The sequence below is a fragment of the Kocuria sp. UCD-OTCP genome (assembly GCF_000349605.1).
In the GTDB taxonomy this organism is placed as follows: Bacteria; Actinomycetota; Actinomycetes; order Actinomycetales; family Micrococcaceae; genus Kocuria; species Kocuria rosea.
This window is the reverse complement of the sequence record NZ_AOSQ01000025.1, coordinates 36,972-53,126: the sequence shown is the minus strand read 5'-3', so window position 1 is coordinate 53,126 and position 16,155 is coordinate 36,972. Positions and strand designations below refer to the sequence as shown.

Genomic DNA, 16,155 nt, shown 5'->3' with positions numbered 1-16,155 from the left:
TTATGACCGTCGTCCTGCCTGCGCTACGGAGCTGGTCCGAGCATTGCCACACCACCGCTCAGCATCTCAACGACCTGTGGGACCTTCAAGAGGCGAGTACACGGTGGCAACTGACGGTTCACACCACCGGAACGCCCAGCCAGGACTGGACCCCTGCGCCCAACCCCGAAATCACAGTCCTATTGCGCCCCGGAGCCGCGCTCGTCGTAGCATGCGCCCCGCAGCACACGGGCTGTCCCATGTGTCTCATCACCCGCCACCAACTGGCCACACCAAACCTCCCGGAAATCCTCGAGGCCGAAGACCAATGGACCTCCCAGGACCCGACTGTCACCGGACTGGCGGACCCGGCAATGCTCGCCCGGACAATCATGGCCGTAGCGCGCCGGCTCACCGAACAACCCCAGTGCTCACCTCGACGCACCATGGTCCGGGTCGATGCCCACAGTTTGGGCCTGGCCTCGCACCAATACCTACCCGACCCGTTGTGCCAATCCTGTGGGCGGTTGCCCGCCGACAGCGCTGAGGCGGCCACCCTCACCTTGGAACACCGAGCCAAGCCGCGCCCCGACGTCTACCGCTATGAGCATCCTGCCCAGCGCTTGGAGGAGTTGAAGGATCTCTACGTGGACGAGTTCTGCGGCCTTCTCCACTCCCTCCAGCGTGACACCCAAGGTGGGCTGGCAGTGGCTGGGGCGTTGATGAAGCTGCGTCGCCACGAATGGATCGAACCCGGCTTCGGCCGCAGCCGTAACTACGAAACCAGCGAGGCCACCGCGATTCTGGAAGCCTTGGAACGCTACGGTGGGGTCCAGCCTGGCGGGAAACAGACGGTGGTGAAAGCCTCCCTGGCGCAACTGGGCGAGGACGCCGTGGATCCGCGCCGATTCGGCTTCCACCCACAAAGCACCTACCTCGACGAAAGCAATTCCTATCGGGACTTCGAACCCACCGACGAGCACCGCTGGGTGTGGGCATATTCCTTCACCCAGCAGCGACCGCTGCTAGTGCTGGAATCCCAGGCCTACTACTACGTCGCCCATGACATCGATACGGCTCCCTTCGTGTTCGAAGTCTCCAACGGGTGCGCGCTCGGTTCGGCACTCGAGGAGGCGATCTTCCATGGGCTGCTGGAGGTCGCCGAACGCGACGCGTTCCTGATGACCTGGTATCGGCGCCTGGCTCTGCCCCAGTTGCGCCCCGAGACCGCCCAACACCCAGAGGTGCAGGCGCAACTAACTCTCATCGAGCGCGAAACCGGCTACGAAATCCGCCTCTACGACCAGACCATGGAAAATGGCATTCCCTCAGTCTGGGCCACTGCCCTCCATCCAGATCCGAACGCGACCGACGCTCCCGCGCAGGTGTGCGCCGCCGGCGCGCACCCCTCCTTGGAGCAGGCCGCGCTCAATGCCCTCAGCGAGATCGGTCCTTTCCTCAACGACTTCATCACCCGGTATCCCACTCTGGCCGCTCGGTCCGAACAGATGGTGGATGATCCCGATCTGGTGCGGACTATGGAGGACCACTCCACCCTCTACGGTTCCCCCCGTATGCGCCGCCATCTGCAGTTTCTCGAACAGGGACCCTCGATTTCCTTCGCCGAGGCCCAAGGAAATTCACAACAGTTCACCCATGAGTCCATGGCCGATGACGTCTTCGAAATGGTCCAGCGCTTCCGCCGCGAGGGACAAGACGTGCTGGTGGTCGACCAGACCACCGACGAACACCGCGCCGGTGGACTGTTCTGCGTCAAGATTCTAGTGACCGGTAGTCTCACCATGACCTTTGGCCATCATCTACGGCGCACTGAGGGTATTTCCAGGCTGGCCACCGTGCCGGAAAGACTAGGGCTGCGATCGATGATCCCGGAGGCGGACACAACCCTGCCCCACCCCTTCCCTTGAGCCAGAAAGACATCGATATGCGCTTCGTAGTCATGGCCGAGTGGGACCTGGCCCGTCACCACACCACTATGGAAGATTTGCGGGCCTGGGCCCATGGACCTGGCGCTACCGCCTATCGCGGTTTGCCCGGTGTGTTCCTGAAATCCTGGTACTCCAACCCCCAAGAAGGCATCTGGGGAGCGGTCTACCTTGTGGAAGACCCCCAGGCACTGAACCCCGACCGGTTACCCCGCACCGTCGGAGACCACACAGGACCCATTGGCACTCCTCCGGACCGGGTCCGCTGGAACATCATGGAAGATACCGTCCTAGGCGGGTCAGCTCTAACCACTGCCCTGGGACACGACCCCACACACGCGGAGGCGCATCAAGCCCCCCTGCCTACAGCGGACGGGCCACGATGACTAAGGAGCGAGCACCGGAGGCCATCATGACCACACACCCCATGGACGACCACATCAACACCGGCACTCATCCTGCCTCGCATGGCCCGCCGCGGGCGCCGAAGGGAGCCTTCGGTGATTTTTTACGGGTCATTAAGTCACATCGGTCCAGCCTTATCGTGGTCGCCGTTCTTTCTATCGCTGCCACTGTTTTTGGCGTAGCCCAACCACTCATGATGCAACGGATGATCGACGCCGCCGGTCAAGGGGATGCCACTAGGTGGGTGTGGTGGCTCGTGGGCGTCACCGTTGCTGAGGCTCTTCTGCGAGGGGCGCAATCCTTCCTCCTGCAACGCACGGGCGAGGCCTTCATTGGAGGATTACGCCACTCACTCATCGCCCGAGTACTCACTCTCCCGATGCGCAGTTACACCACCACACCTAAAGGTGAGTGGATCAGCCGGCTCGGCTCCGACACCGGACAAGTGCGCAGCATTGTCACTTCTGGACTATTCGAACTAATTTCCGCCGTTCTCATGTTTGGTGCCGCAATTGTGCTCATGGTCGCACTTGACCCTCTGCTGTTTGCCCTCACCCTCACAGGGGTTCTTCTCGGTGCCATGGGCATCACCATCATGGGCGCACGCATGCGACGCACCAGCGAAATCACTCAGGCCGAAGTCGCGAATATGACCTCCGCCGCCGACCGCGCCTTGAGCTCTGTCACCCTGGTTAGAGCCAGCTCAGCTACACAGGACCAAATCGCTAAAGTCACCGACTACGCCCAGCGAGCCCAAGCTTCTGGGGTGAGGATGGCCCGCATCCAAGCCTGGGTGCAACCCATCATGTCTTTATGCATCCAAGGCGCTTTTCTCGTCGTTCTTGCCGTTGGTGGGCTCCGCGTAGCCGACGGGGCCATGACCGTTGGCGAGCTCCTGGCCTTCATCATGTACCTCTTCCTGCTTGTTATGCCCGTGACCCAAGCAATGGGGGCCTACACGCAGATCCAACTCGGCCTCGCCTCCTACGACCGAATCCGCCAGGTACTGGCCACTGACGGCGAACGCACTGGCGGCACCCAATACGTCCACCAGATCGCGAATTCCCGCGGCGCTGCAGTCATTCTGAACGGCGTCCATTTCCGCTATGACGACCAAACGGTCCTCCAAGATGTCACCTTCGCAGTGCCCACCGGTTCGACAACGGCCATCGTCGGACCTTCCGGATCCGGAAAATCCACGGTGCTCTCCATGCTCGAAGGATTTATCGAACCCGATGGCGGAACTGTCCACTGCCTCGGGCATGACTTACGTGAAGTTAATTTGGACACTTACCGACGAGCAGTCGCCTACGTCGAGCAAGGCGCTCCTGCTATGGGGGGCACCCTGGCGGATAACCTTCGGATCGTCAAACCAGACGCTACCGAACACGACATGCGCCAGGCGCTCGTAGCTGTGGGCCTAGAGGATTTAACACTGCGCCAGGACGCCGGTTTGAACATGGAGCTGGGTGACAACGGGTCGGTGCTCTCAGGTGGTGAGCGCCAGCGATTGGCTTGGGCTCGAGTGTTGCTCCAGGATCCTGAGCTGTTGCTCTTTGATGAACCGACGGCCAGCGTTGATGCGAACACCGAAGGCATGCTGGGAGAGGCGCTCGAAAAGGTCTCACGCGGTAGGACAACGATTATCGTGGCACACCGTTTGGCCACGGTGGTCCAAGCGGATCAAATCGTGGTGATGGACCGGGGTGCTGTATTGGACGTTGGCACGCACCACGAACTGGTTCAGCGGTGCACGCTTTATCGTGAATTTGCTACCCATCAATTGCTGGTCTGATGGAGTTCGAATTCTGCCAGGGTTACGCGCAGGTGACAGAACAAGAAGCTCATAAGCGCACCAAAAGTTAGAAATAAAAGTGCGGCTTTCGGCCAGCGCGAAATGAGCAGTAGACTACAGATGCTTCCCGGCCCCGTGGGGTATATGTCGATAATGCTTGAAAGCTGTACTTTGGCTTGACTTGGCCGGCTGGGGCGGATGCGCCCTAGCCGGCCAAGTGCTGGAATCACGCAGAGGTGAATGTTGATATGTTGGGGCGCCCCTCCACGGATGGGAGGGACGCCCTTGGCGTGTTGGCCGGCGGTGGTCGTGGATCTACTTAGAAGTGGTTTCAATAGTCCTTCCGACGCCTGGCCGCGCGTTACGACCGCAGCGCCACCACGATCACCGCGGTGGCCACCTTGGCGATCACCATCATCTGCGCCCGGTGACTGCCCCGGAAGGACTATTGAAACCACTTCTGAGTCGGCCCCGGCGGCGCGGAGGTCGCAGCCGACGGCCACGCAGCCGTGCGCGGTGGCCGTCGGCTGCAACCTCGCGGGGCAGGGGTGGGGCGCGGGCGCAGGTGGGTAACGATCCCCCGGGCGGCTCCTGTGGGCCCCGGGGGCGCGGCGTACCCTGGCCGTGTCGGAAGGAGCCCGTCATGACACAGCGCAACGAAGCGTGGCCCGCCGGAACCCCCTGCTGGGCCGATCTGACCGCGTCCGATCCGGTCCGCACGCAGGACTTCTACCGTGCGGTGCTCGGCTGGGAGTACGGCGAGCCGCGGCCGGAGCACGGCGGGTACCGCAACGCCCTGGTCGGCGGGAGACCCGTGGCCGGGCTCTCCCCGGCGGCCCCGGACCTGACGGGCGTCCCGCACGTGTGGCAGGTCTACCTCGCCTCGGACCGGATCGACCTCTGCGCCGAGCGGGTCCTCGCCGCCGGCGGCACCCAGCTGATGGAGCCGGTGGAGGTGGGCGGGGCCGGCCGGATGGGCGTCTGGCAGGATCCCACCGGGGCGTCCTTCGGGATGTGGCAGGCCGGGGAGCACATCGGCTTCGCCGTGCTCGACGTGCCCGGCAGCGTCGCCTGGTGCGACCTGATGACCCCCGACCACCACACCGCCCGCGACTTCTACGCCCACGTCTTCGGCTACCACTACGAGGACATCGGCGAGGACGGCGTCGCCTACGCCACGTTCACGGTGCCGCACGGGGACCGCCCGGCCGGCGGCATCGGCGGGACCGACCCCGCGGCGGAGAACGCTCCCGCGGTCTGGTCGGTCTGCTTCCAGGTCGACGACGTCGACGCGGCCGTCCAGCGGGTGCGCGACGCCGGCGGAGCGGTCATGGAGGACCCCTTCGACTTCGCCTACGGGCGGCTGGCGGTCGTGGCCGGCCCGGACCGGGAGTCCTTCGCGATCATGACCCCGGGGGAGCCGATGTAGGTCGTCGGCGCGCCCCGCTCCGCCCCCTGCGGGACCGTGGCGGAGCGTGCGCGGGCGGTCCGTGATCCCGGTCACCCGGCGGTAGCATGGTGATCCAGCGGACATCCACCCACCTCCCCAGAGATCGGAGCGACATGAACTCCATCGTCCTCGCCGTGGTCGGTGTGGCCATGATGATCCTCGGGTACATCCTGTACTCGAAGTTCGTGGCCCGCCGGATCTACCAGCTCCAGGACTCCTTCGTCACCCCCGCCCACGAGCTCAGCGACGGCGTGGACTACGTCCCCACCAACAAGTACGTGCTGTGGGGCCACCACTTCACCTCCGTGGCCGGTGCGGCGCCCATCGTGGGCCCCGCCATCGCCGTCATCTGGGGCTGGGTGCCCGCCTTCCTCTGGGTGACCCTCGGCACCGTCTTCTTCGCCGGCGTGCACGACCTCGGCGCCCTGTGGGCGTCCAACCGGCACCGTGGCAAGTCCATCGGCTCGCTCTCCGGGCAGTACATCGGCCACCGCGGCCGCAACCTGTTCCTGGTCGTGATCTTCCTCGTGCTGCTCATGGTCAACGCCGCGTTCGCCGTGGTGATCTCCAACCTGCTGGTCGGCACCCCCACCTCGGTCATCCCCACGTGGGGCGCCATCGTGGTAGCGCTGCTCATCGGCCAGGCGGTCTACCGCTACAAGTGGAACCTCGCCGTCGTGTCCGTGGTCGGCGTCGTGGCGCTCTACGCCCTCATCCTGCTCGGCGACCGCTTCCCGGTGGTCCTGCCGGAGACGGTCCTGGGCCTGCCGGCCAACGCGTTCTGGATCGTGGTGCTCTTCGTCTACGCGGGCATCGCGTCCGTGCTGCCCGTGTGGATGCTGCTGCAGCCGCGCGACTACATCAACGGCCTCCAGCTGTTCATCGCCCTGGGCATCCTCTACGGCGCCGTCCTGATCTCCGCCCCGACCGTGGTGGCGCCCGCGTTCAACACCTCCGTGCCCGAGGGCACGCCGAGCATCGTGCCGCTGCTGTTCGTGACCATCGCGTGCGGCGCGATCTCCGGGTTCCACGGGATCGTGGCCTCGGGCACGTCCTCCAAGCAGCTGGACAAGGAGACGGACGCCCGCTTCGTCGGCTACTTCGGCGCCGTGGGCGAGGGCCTGCTGGCACTCGGCGCGATCATCGCGACCACCGCCGGGTTCCGCACCCTCGCCGACTGGGAGGCCGTGTACAGCGCGTTCGGCCAGGGCGGCGTGGCCGCGTTCGTCCAGGGCGGCGCCTCGGTCGTCAACTCCGGGCTGGGCATCCCGCCGTCGCTGAGCGCGACCATCCTCGCCACGATGGCCGTGCTCTTCGCGGCCACCACGATGGACACCGGCATCCGCCTGCAGCGCTTCGTGGTGCAGGAGGCCGGGCACATCATGGGCGTCAGTATCGGCAAGGTGGTCTCCACCCTCATCGTCCTCGCGGTGGCCATGGGGCTGACCTTCAGCGCCGGCGCGGACGGCTCCGGCGGCATGCTGATCTGGCCGCTCTTCGGCACCTCCAACCAGCTGCTGGCCGGTCTGACGCTGTCGATGATCGCGGTGATCCTGCTGCGCAAGGGCCGCCCGGTCCTGCCCGTGCTGGTGCCGCTGGTGTTCCTGCTGGTGATGTCCGTCTACGCGCTGATCGTGCAGCTGGGGCAGTTCTGGGCCGCCGAGAACTGGTTCCTGCTCGTGCTCGACGTGATCATCCTGATCGCGGCCCTGTGGGTCATCGTGGAGTCCGTGGCCGCCATGAACGCGGCCCGGAAGAGCCCGCCCGAGCTGGACGAGGAGACCGTCAGCACCTCGGCCGGGGAGAACCGCTCCCTGTGAGCCGGTGAGGGCCCTCGACCGGCTGCGCTCCGTGCAGGCCCGCCTCGGTGCGGGCCTGCACGAGTTCTACGTGGCGCCCTACCGGCGCACCTTCGCCCGCGCCCAGCGCGACGAGGAGGACCTGTTCATGATGCTGGTCCTCTCCGAGGCCCTGGGCGTGCCCAACCCCGTCAGCTACTACACCGTGGAGCTGCTGCCCGTGGTCTACGACCGGTTCCACGACTGGCACCGGCGGATGGGCATGGAGCGCTCGCCCCTGGAGCACATCTCATGCTGCTAGAGCTCGCCGCCGCCCGCCGGGTCCTGTTCGTGGGCGGCAAGGGCGGCGTCGGCAAGACCGCCGTCGCCTCCGCCACCGCCCTCGCCCAGGCCCGCGCCGGCCGCCGGGTGCTCGTCGTCTCGACCGACCCCGCCCACAACCTCGGGCACCTGTGGGAGCGCCCGGTGGGTGACCGGATCACCCCGCTGGCCCGCGATCTCGGCGGCGGCGCCCTCGACGGCATCGAGGTGGACCCGGTCGCCACGACCGACGCCCACCTCGCCGCCGTGGGCGCCACCATCCGCCGGCTGATGCCCGAGCACCTCGCCGCCGAGGTCGACAAGCACATGGAGCTCGCCCGGGACTCGCCCGGCACCCACGAATCGGCGGTGCTCGAGCGGATCGCGGAGCTCGTGGACACGGGCCTGGACGACTACGACCTCATCGTCTTCGACACCGCACCCTCCGGGCACACCGCCCGGCTCATGGCCCTGCCCGAGATCATGTCCGCCTGGACCGAGGGGCTGCTGCGGCGCCGCGGGAGGGCGGAGAAGTTCGGGGCCGCCCTGCGCGGCCTCGAGGACCGGGACGCCGCGAGCGAGAGCATCTTGGGCACCGGCCGGCCCCGGGACCCCCGCGAGGAGCGGGACCTCGAGATCCGGCGGATCCTGCTGCGCCGCCGCGAGCGCTTCGAGGCCCTGCGCGAGGTGCTGGTGGACGCCGAGCGCTGCAGCTTCGTCATCGTCCTCGCGGCCGAACGGCTGCCCGTCCTCGAGACCGCGGAGCTGCACGAGCAGCTGGTCCGCGCCGGCGTGCACGTGGGGGCCCTCGTGGTCAACAAGCGCTCCCCGGCGGACGCCGGGGACTTCCTCGCCGAGCGCCGCGCGCTGGAGGAGGTGCACGTCGCCACCCTGCGCGGCGCCCTCCCGGGCGTCCCGCTGCTGCAGGTCCCCCTGCTGCCGGGGGACGTCGTGGGCCAGGAGGCGCTCGAGCGGTTCGGGGACGCGCTCGCCCAGGCTGATCTCAGGGCCACGTGACACGCTGACGCGCATGACCTCCACCGCGGACCGTCCGGACACCGGGCGACGACGACGGGCCCCCGCCGACCTCGGCCCCTGGATCCTCGCGGGCGTCGCCGCGACCGCGCTCGCCGTGGGCCTGGCCGAGCTGCTCGCCTGGGTGACCGGGCCGGTCGGCGCGCCCCTCACGGCGGTGGGCGGGGTGATCGTGGACGCGGTCCCGGCGCCGGTCAAGGACGCGGCGATCGCCCTGTTCGGCACCGCGGACAAGCTCGTGCTGCTGCTCGTCATGGCCACCGGACTCGTGGCGGTCGGCACGGGCATCGGGGCGGCCCAGCGCGCCAACCCGCCGATGGGCACGGTGCTGCTCGGCGTGCTGGGGCTCCTCGGGCTGCTGGCGGTGCTGACGCGGGCGGGGCCGACCGTGGCGGACACGGTCCCCGTCGTCGTCGGCACGGGGGCAGGGGCACTCTTCCTGACGGTGCTCACCCGCCGCACCGCTCCGTCCGCACAGCCCGGCGCCGCCCTCGACCGCCGCGGCTTCGTCCGGGTCTCCGCGGCCGCCGCCGTGCTGGGCGCCGCCGCCGGTGTCGCAGGACGCTGGGCGGCCGCGGCCGCGGCCCGGGCGCCCGCCGCCCGGGACCTGCTGCGGATCCCCGCCCCCGCCGTGCGGGACCCGGTCCCCGCCGGGGCCGACCTCGGCGTGGCGGACGTGGAGCCCTGGCTCACGCCCGCCGACGACTTCTACCGCATCGACACGGCCCTGTCCGTGCCGCGCATCGACGTGGACGCGTGGGAGCTGCGCCTCCACGGCATGGTGGAGCGCGAGCTGACGCTGCGCTTCGACGACCTCACGGCCCGGCCGCTCCTCGAGCGGATCGTGACGCTGGCGTGCGTGTCCAACCCCGTGGGCGGCGACCTCGTGGGCAACGCGGTGTGGACCGGCGTGCCGATCCGGGACCTGCTCGCCGAGGCCGGGCCCTCCGCCGAGGCGGACATGGTGCTCTCGACCTCCGAGGACGGGTTCACGGCGAGCACCCCGCTCGAGGCCCTGACCGACCCCGGCCGGGACTCCCTGCTCGCGGTGACCATGAACGGGGAGCCGCTGCCGTTCGAGCACGGGTACCCCGTGCGGATGGTCGTGCCGGGGCTCTACGGCTACGTCTCGGCGACCAAGTGGGTCGTGGACCTCGAGGTCACCCGCTTCGACCGGGCGGAGGCGTACTGGACCTCGCGCGGCTGGACGGCCCGGGGACCGATCAAGATGTCCTCCCGCATCGAGGTGCCGGCCGAGGGCGGGCGCACGGAGGCCGGGCCCGCGGTCCTCGCCGGCACGGCCTGGGCCCAGCACACCGGGATCGCCGCCGTGCAGGTCAGCGTGGACGGGGGGCCGTGGCAGGACGCCGAGCTGGGCTCCGTGGGCACGGACGACACCTGGCGGCAGTGGGTCCTGCGCGCCGACCTCCCGGGCGGCCGGCACACCGCGCGGGTGCGGGCCGTGGACCGGGACGGGACCGTCCAAACCGCCGAGCAGGCCCCGCCCGCCCCGGACGGCGCCTCCGGGTGGCACGAGCGGACCTTCACCGTGGCCTGACCGGCCCGTCCTGCGCTCCCTCCGCGCCGACCGCCGGGTCAGGGGCGGTGGTCGGAGGCCGGGGCCGGGCCGGTGGAGGAGCGGGCGACGAAGTGGGCCGGGAAGAGCTCGTTCGACGGTTCGCGGCTCCCTCCGGCCAGGTGCTCGAGGAGCCGCTCCACAGCGCGGGTGCCCTGCTGCCGGGCGTGCTGGTCCAGGGTCGTCAGGCCGAAGGCCTCCCCGATGGGGTGGGCGTCGACGCCGATGACGGACAGGTCCCCGGGCACGGTGAGCCCGAGGTCCCGCGCCGCCAGGATCGTCCCGGCCGCCATCTCGTCGGACGAGGCGAAGATGGCGGTCGGGCGGTCGGCGGGGTCCGCCAGGAGATTCTTGGCCTGCTGGTACGCGTCGGTGAACGTGTAGTCCGCGACGAGCGACCACGCGGGTTCCACGGCCAGCCCGGCGTCCGCCATCGCCTGCTCCCAGCCGTCCCGGCGGTCGCTGGACATGGGGAAGTAGCGCCTGCCCTCCTCGGCCCCGCCGAGGTGCGCGATCCGCCGGTGGCCCAGCCCGATGAGGTGCTGCGTCGCGCGGCGCCCGACGTCGAGGTCGTCGATGCTGATGGTGGGCGCCCCCACCAGCGGGCCCCCGACCCCGACGAGGGGGATGCCGGCGGCGAACATCTGCTCCGTCTCCGCCGGGTCCAGGTGCAGGGACACCGCCACGGCCGCGTCCAGGCGCTTGCGCAGCAGGAAGTCGGTCAGCACGGTCTCCCGGTAGCGGTCCCCCTCGAAGTTGTAGAGGGTCAGGTCGTACCCGGCCTCCATGAGCGCGCCGGCCACTCCTTCGAGGACGGTGGAGAAGTACCACCGGTCGACGTGGGGGAGGACCACCCCGATGTTGCGGCTCCGGCCGCTCGCCAGGCTCGAGGCGTGGTAGGACACGACGAAGCCCAGCTCCTGCGCCGCCTCGCGGACCCGGGCCCGGGCGCGGGGCGAGACGTGCCCCTTGCCGCTGAGCGCGCGGGAGACGGTCGCGGTGGACACGCCCGCCCGCGCGGCGACGTCCTGGAGCCGGGGTGGGTTCATCGTCCGGTCGTGCCGGGGTCCTCCGTCTGCAGCCATGCGCACTCCTCCGGGTCCAGGATATGCGGCGCGGAGGCCGGGGACCCGCTGCGGAGCAGGACCGGCAGGTCCGGCAGCTCGACCGGGGCGGAGCCCGTGTTCAGCAGCACCAGGACGCCGTTGTTGACGAGCCCGAGACAGTCCGGGCCCGTGAGGTCCTCCGCCCACGCGAGCGAGCCCGAGCCGAGCCCGTGCTCGCGCCGCAGCGCCAGCGCGGAGCGGTAGAGGGACAGCGTGGACGCCGGGTCGTGGCGCTGCGCCTCGCGCGAGAGCTCCGCCCAGCCCTGGGGCTGCGGGAGCCAGGCCTCGCCCGTGGCGCTGTAGCCCAGGGACGCCCCGGTGCTGGTCCAGGGCAGCGGCACCCGGCAGCCGTCACGGCCGAGCCGGCTCCCGCCGGTCCGGTGGTAGGTCGGGTCCTGGCGGACGTCGTGGGGGAGGGTCGTGTGGTCCGGCAGGCCCAGCTCCTCCCCCTGGTACAGGTACACGCCGCCCGGCAGGCCGAGCATGAGCAGGGACGCGGCACGTGCCCGCCGCGTGCCCAGCACGTGGTCCGGCTGCTCGTCCTCGGGCCCGCGGCCGTCACCCGGGCGCGGGGAGTCCGCGGTCAGCGCCAGGCGGGTCGGGTGCCGCACGACGTCGTGGTTGGACAGCACCCAGGTGGTGGGGGCCCCGACCGCGTCGAACGCCTCGAGGGAGGAGGTGATGATCCGGCGCAGCTCCGCGGCGTCCCACGGCGCCGCCAGGTAGGAGAAGTTGAACGTCTGGTGCATCTGGTCGGGGCGCACCCAGTCGGCCAGGCGGTCCAGCGGGTCCACGCTCGCCTCGGCGCAGAGGATCCGCTCGCCGTCGTACTCCGCGAGCACCTCGCGCCAGCGCCGGTAGATGTCGTGGATCTGCGGCTGCCCGAACATCGGGGCGTCGGTGAACGGGTAGCCCGGGATGCTCCCCCCGTCGGCCCGCCCGTCCCAGTCCGGGAGGCCCTCCGCCTTGATGAGCGCGTGCGCCACGTCCACCCGGAAGCCGGCGACGCCGCGGTCGAGCCAGAAGCACAGCACCCGCTCGAACTCCTGGCGGACCAGCTCGTTGTCCCAGTTGAAGTCGGGCTGCGACGAGTCGAACAGGTGGAGGTACCACTGGCCGGGCTGCCCGTCGGACTCGGTCACCCGGGTCCAGGCCGGGCCCCCGAAGTGGGACTGCCAGTTGTTGGGGGGCAGCTGCCCGGACGCGCCGCGGCCGTCCCGGAAGACGAACAGGTCGCGCTCCGGGGCGTCGGGACCCGCCGCGAGGGCCTGCCGGAACAGGACGTGCTCCTGCGAGCAGTGGTTGGGCACGAGGTCGATGATCACCCGGATCGACAGGGCGTCCGCGGCCGAGACCAGTGCGTCGAAGTCCGCGAGGGTGCCGAAGGAGGGGTCGACGTCGCAGTAGTCGCTCACGTCGTAGCCGCCGTCGAGCTGCGGGGAGGGATAGAAGGGGGAGAGCCAGATCGCGTCGATGTCCAGCTCCGCCAGCTGTCCCAGCTCGGCGGTGATGCCGGCGAGGTCGCCGACACCGTCCCCGTCGAGGTCCCGGAACGAGCGGGGATACACCTGGTAGATCACCGAGGAGCGCCACCACTTCGGCTCCTGGTCGCGGTCGTGGACGGGTGTGAGGCGCAGGGACTGCAGCGCACCGTAGGTCGTGGACATGCGGTCCATCGTAGAGCGGATCCCCACAGACTGGAAGCGCTATCACATCGAGTGCATTGGCAAGGCGGGTGCTGTATCGGGTGTGGACAGCCGTGGTGGTAACGCTTACAGTAGTGAGCCAACTCACCTCCCGGGTGAAGCCCCCGGCGGCAGCAGCCCCACCGACCCGCACCACCCCCGCAGACCGACGGCCGTCGCGACCGCGCGACCACGGAAGACATCGAGGAACCCCACCATGAAACACCTCCACCGGGCGGCCTGCGCCGTCGGTGCCGTGCTCCTGCTCGCGGGGTGCTCGTCGGCGCCCACGGCCGGGGTCGCCGGCCTGGCCGGCGGGCCGGGCAGCATCAAGATCCAGGCGGGGTCCGACGAGATCCCCGCCCTCCAGCAGATCGCCGAGGAATTCACCGCCGACACCGGGGTGGAGGTGGAGTTCGTCCAGCGGGAGATCAACGCGCAGGCGATCTCCAACTTCATCTCCCAGTCGCCCACGGGGCAGGCCCCCGACATCATCGTCTCGCCGCACGACAACCTCGGGCAGCTGGCGTCCAACGGCGTCGTCGTCCCCGTGGAGATGGGGGACCGGGCGGAGGACTTCACCGAGAACGCCCGGGAGGCCGTGGTCTACGACGGGGTGAGCTACGGGGTGCCGTACGCGATCGAGAACGTGGCGATGCTGCGCAACAACGAGCTCGCCGCCCAGGACCCCGCCACGTTCGACGAGCTGCGGGCGATCGGTCACCGGCTCATGGAGGAGCGGGGCATCGAGTACCCCTTCACGGTGAGCCAGTCGCCCGAGGCCGGCGACCCGTACCATCTCTACGCCCTGCAGACTTCGTTCGGGGCCGAGGTGTTCGAGCGCACCGCGGAGGGGGAGTACACCGGCAACCTCACCATGGGGGGCGAGGACGGCAACGAGTTCGCCCGCTACCTGCAGGAGCTCGGAGCCTCCGGGGACCTGCGCACCTCCATGACCCCGGACATCGCCAAGGAGTCCTTCCTCAACGGCGAGTCCGCCTTCCACCTGGGCGGCCCGTGGGAGCTGACCGATGTCGAGGCCGCCGGGATGGACGTGAGCGTCCTGCCCGTGCCCCCGGCCGGGGACGAGGAGGCCCGCCCGTTCGTGGGCGTCCAGGCGTTCTTCGTCAACGCCAACGCGCAGAACCCGATGGCGGCCCAGGACTTCGCCGCCAACTACCTCACCCGCCCCGAGGCGCAGACGGCCATGTACGAGAGCACGGGCCGGCCCCCCGCCAGCCAGGTGGCCGTCGACCGCATGCAGGGCGACCCGCTGCGCTCCGCCTACGCGGAGATCGCCGAGACGGGTCTGCCCATGCCGGCCATCCCCGAGATGGGCGCGGTGTGGAGCTTCTGGGGCACGACGCAGAACGCCGTCGTGGACGGCCGCGGGGACCCCGTGGAGCTGTGGAACCGCATGATCGACAATATCGAAGGACAGATCTGATGAGCACGCGCACCCCCATCCGGGGCGGGACCGCCGCCCCCGGAGCGACCGGCGGGGGCGCCGGCCTCGGCGCCCCCCTCGAGCTCCAGCACGCCCATTCCCGCGGATTCGGCGTGGGCTTCGTGGTCAAACTGGTCCTGATGGCGCTGATCAACGCGTTCGGCCTCTTCGGCATCCTGGCGGCCTGGGCCGCCGGCAGCTGGGGCATCCTGGCCTTCCTCGTCGTCGCCCTGATCGCAGCCGATCTCGTGTACTTCCTGCCGACCAGGAAGCTGCTGCCCGCGAAGTACCTGTTCCCCGGGCTGATCTTCCTGCTGGTGTTCCAGATCTTCGTGCTGATCTACACCGCCGCCACGGCGTTCACGAACTACGGCGACGGCCACAACGCCACGAAGGACGCGGCGATCACGCAGCTCACCACCACGTACGAGCAGAGGATCGAGGGCTCCGGGGCCTACCCGGTCACGGTGCTCGAGGGCGCCGACGGCCTGGCCCTGGCCACGGTGCGCGACGGCCAGGTGCTCGTGGGCACCACCGGCGAGCCGCTCGCGCCGCTCGAGGGGGCGACCGCCGCCGACGGGCGCGTCGCTGAGGCGCCCGGCTACGAGATCCTCGACTACGGGGGCGTCGTGGCGGCCGCCGGCGAGCTGGCGGACCTGCGGGTGCCCGTGGGCGAGCAGGAGGCCGAGGGCGTGCTGCGCACCGACGACGGCCGGACGGCCTACGCCTACGAGCCCACGCTCGTGCACGACGAGGCGGCCGACGCCATGGTCGCCGACGACGGCACCGTGTACGCGAACAACGGCGAGGGCGCGTTCGTCAGCGCCGACGGCGAGGCCCTGCGACCGGGCTGGCGGGTCTTCGTGGGCCTGGACAACTTCGGGGCGATCTTCGACCCGGAGGTCCTGGGCGGCCCGTTCGTCTCCGTGACCCTGTGGACCTTCGCCTTCGCGATCCTCTCGGTGGCGCTGACCTTCTTCCTGGGGCTGCTCCTGGCGATCCTGTTCAACGACGAGAAGCTGAGGTTCCGCAACGTCTACCGGGCCGTCATCTTCCTGCCGTACGCCTTCCCCGCCTTCCTGTCCATCCTGATCTGGGCCGGTCTGCTCAACGCGGACTTCGGCTTCGTCAACCAGGTCCTGCTGGGCGGCGCCGGGGTGCCCTGGCTCGAGAACCCCTGGCTGGCCAAGCTCTCGCTGCTGCTGGTCAACCTCTGGCTGGGCTTCCCGTACATGTTCCTCGTGACCACCGGCGCCCTGCAGGCCATCCCGGGAGAGCTCTACGAGTCGGCCGAGATGGACGGTGCGGGGCCGGTGCGCCAGTTCGGGGCGATCACCCTGCCCATGCTCATGGTGGCCGTGGGCCCGCTGCTCATCGCGTCCTTCGCCATGAACTTCAACAACTTCAACGTGATCTACCTGCTCACCGGCGGCGGTCCCCAGGACCTGGAGTCCACCACCGGGGTGGGCGCCACGGACATCCTCATCTCGTTCGTCTACAAGATCGCGTTCGCCGGCGGCACCAACGACTACGGTCTGGCCTCCGCCCTGTCCATCCTCATCTTCATCATGGTGGCCGTCATCTCCGCGCTGACGTTCCGCCGCAGCAAGGCTCTCGAGGAGATCAGCTGAC

General features: G+C 69.4%; 11 protein-coding genes and 1 pseudogene. 10 read left to right on the top strand and 2 right to left on the bottom strand.

Features of this window, described 5'->3' with window-relative positions:
• Positions 1-2 precede the first annotated feature (2 nt).
• From H488_RS28425 to H488_RS28395, 8 genes and pseudogenes are all read left to right on the top strand, one after another.
• Complete coding sequence (locus H488_RS28425; protein WP_081615771.1) at positions 3-1,907, top strand: TOMM precursor leader peptide-binding protein; 1,905 nt, start codon at positions 3-5, stop codon at positions 1,905-1,907.
• Positions 1,908-2,352: 445 nt separating this feature from the next.
• A complete protein-coding gene (locus tag H488_RS28420; RefSeq protein ID WP_172604319.1) occupies positions 2,353-4,125 on the top strand; it encodes an ABC transporter ATP-binding protein in 1,773 nt (590 codons plus the stop codon).
• A 338-nt stretch (positions 4,126-4,463) separates the two neighbouring features.
• Positions 4,464-4,556, top strand: a pseudogene (locus H488_RS37155) (IS5/IS1182 family transposase); the annotation flags it as partial.
• A gap of 212 nt (positions 4,557-4,768) precedes the next feature.
• Positions 4,769-5,554: a VOC family protein gene (locus tag H488_RS28415; RefSeq protein WP_017833571.1), complete on the top strand. Its 786-nt coding sequence runs from the start codon at positions 4,769-4,771 to the stop codon at positions 5,552-5,554.
• A 134-nt stretch (positions 5,555-5,688) separates the two neighbouring features.
• The gene (locus H488_RS28410; RefSeq protein ID WP_017833570.1) at positions 5,689-7,395 is read left to right on the top strand and encodes a carbon starvation CstA family protein; all 1,707 of its coding nucleotides are present in this window, start codon (positions 5,689-5,691) and stop codon (positions 7,393-7,395) included.
• A 4-nt stretch (positions 7,396-7,399) separates the two neighbouring features.
• Complete coding sequence (locus tag H488_RS28405) at positions 7,400-7,675, top strand: cory-CC-star protein (RefSeq protein ID WP_017833569.1); 276 nt, start codon at positions 7,400-7,402, stop codon at positions 7,673-7,675.
• Entirely contained in the window at positions 7,666-8,691 is a 1,026-nt protein-coding gene (locus H488_RS28400; RefSeq protein ID WP_017833568.1) for an ArsA family ATPase, read from the top strand. Before H488_RS28405 ends, H488_RS28400 begins: the two co-directional genes overlap by 10 nt.
• A 13-nt stretch (positions 8,692-8,704) precedes the next feature.
• On the top strand, positions 8,705-10,267 hold the full coding sequence (locus H488_RS28395) for a molybdopterin-dependent oxidoreductase (protein WP_017833567.1): 1,563 nt from the start codon (positions 8,705-8,707) through the stop codon (positions 10,265-10,267).
• A 38-nt stretch (positions 10,268-10,305) separates the two neighbouring features.
• Here the strand turns inward: H488_RS28395 and H488_RS28390 are convergent, their stop codons facing one another.
• Positions 10,306-11,370: a LacI family DNA-binding transcriptional regulator gene (locus tag H488_RS28390; RefSeq protein ID WP_232035203.1), complete on the bottom strand. Its 1,065-nt coding sequence runs from the start codon at positions 11,368-11,370 to the stop codon at positions 10,306-10,308.
• On the bottom strand, positions 11,331-13,058 hold the full coding sequence (locus H488_RS28385; protein WP_017833565.1) for a glycoside hydrolase family 13 protein: 1,728 nt from the start codon (positions 13,056-13,058) through the stop codon (positions 11,331-11,333). The genes H488_RS28390 and H488_RS28385 overlap by 40 nt, the downstream gene beginning before the upstream one ends.
• A gap of 235 nt (positions 13,059-13,293) precedes the next feature.
• Between H488_RS28385 and H488_RS28380 the strand changes: the two genes are divergently transcribed.
• Both H488_RS28380 and H488_RS28375 read left to right on the top strand, forming a co-directional pair.
• The gene (locus H488_RS28380) at positions 13,294-14,523 is read left to right on the top strand and encodes a sugar ABC transporter substrate-binding protein (protein ID WP_017833564.1); all 1,230 of its coding nucleotides are present in this window, start codon (positions 13,294-13,296) and stop codon (positions 14,521-14,523) included.
• A complete protein-coding gene (locus tag H488_RS28375) occupies positions 14,523-16,154 on the top strand; it encodes an ABC transporter permease subunit (RefSeq protein ID WP_017833563.1) in 1,632 nt (543 codons plus the stop codon). Before H488_RS28380 ends, H488_RS28375 begins: the two co-directional genes overlap by 1 nt.
• Position 16,155 lies beyond the last annotated feature (1 nt).

Excerpts from the sequence above, each read along its gene's own strand:
- H488_RS28425 (WP_081615771.1), top strand. The coding sequence starts at position 3 with ATGACCGTCGTCCTGCCTGCGCTACGGAGCTGGTCCGAGCATTGCCAC.
- H488_RS28375 (WP_017833563.1), top strand. The coding sequence starts at position 14,523 with ATGAGCACGCGCACCCCCATCCGGGGCGGGACCGCCGCCCCCGGAGCG.
- H488_RS28390 (WP_232035203.1), bottom strand. The coding sequence starts at position 11,370 with ATGGCTGCAGACGGAGGACCCCGGCACGACCGGACGATGAACCCACCC.
- H488_RS28415 (WP_017833571.1), top strand. The coding sequence starts at position 4,769 with ATGACACAGCGCAACGAAGCGTGGCCCGCCGGAACCCCCTGCTGGGCC.
- H488_RS28385 (WP_017833565.1), bottom strand. The coding sequence starts at position 13,058 with ATGTCCACGACCTACGGTGCGCTGCAGTCCCTGCGCCTCACACCCGTC.
- H488_RS28420 (WP_172604319.1), top strand. The coding sequence starts at position 2,353 with ATGGACGACCACATCAACACCGGCACTCATCCTGCCTCGCATGGCCCG.
- H488_RS28410 (WP_017833570.1), top strand. The coding sequence starts at position 5,689 with ATGAACTCCATCGTCCTCGCCGTGGTCGGTGTGGCCATGATGATCCTC.
- H488_RS28400 (WP_017833568.1), top strand. The coding sequence starts at position 7,666 with ATGCTGCTAGAGCTCGCCGCCGCCCGCCGGGTCCTGTTCGTGGGCGGC.
- H488_RS28380 (WP_017833564.1), top strand. The coding sequence starts at position 13,294 with ATGAAACACCTCCACCGGGCGGCCTGCGCCGTCGGTGCCGTGCTCCTG.
- H488_RS28395 (WP_017833567.1), top strand. The coding sequence starts at position 8,705 with ATGACCTCCACCGCGGACCGTCCGGACACCGGGCGACGACGACGGGCC.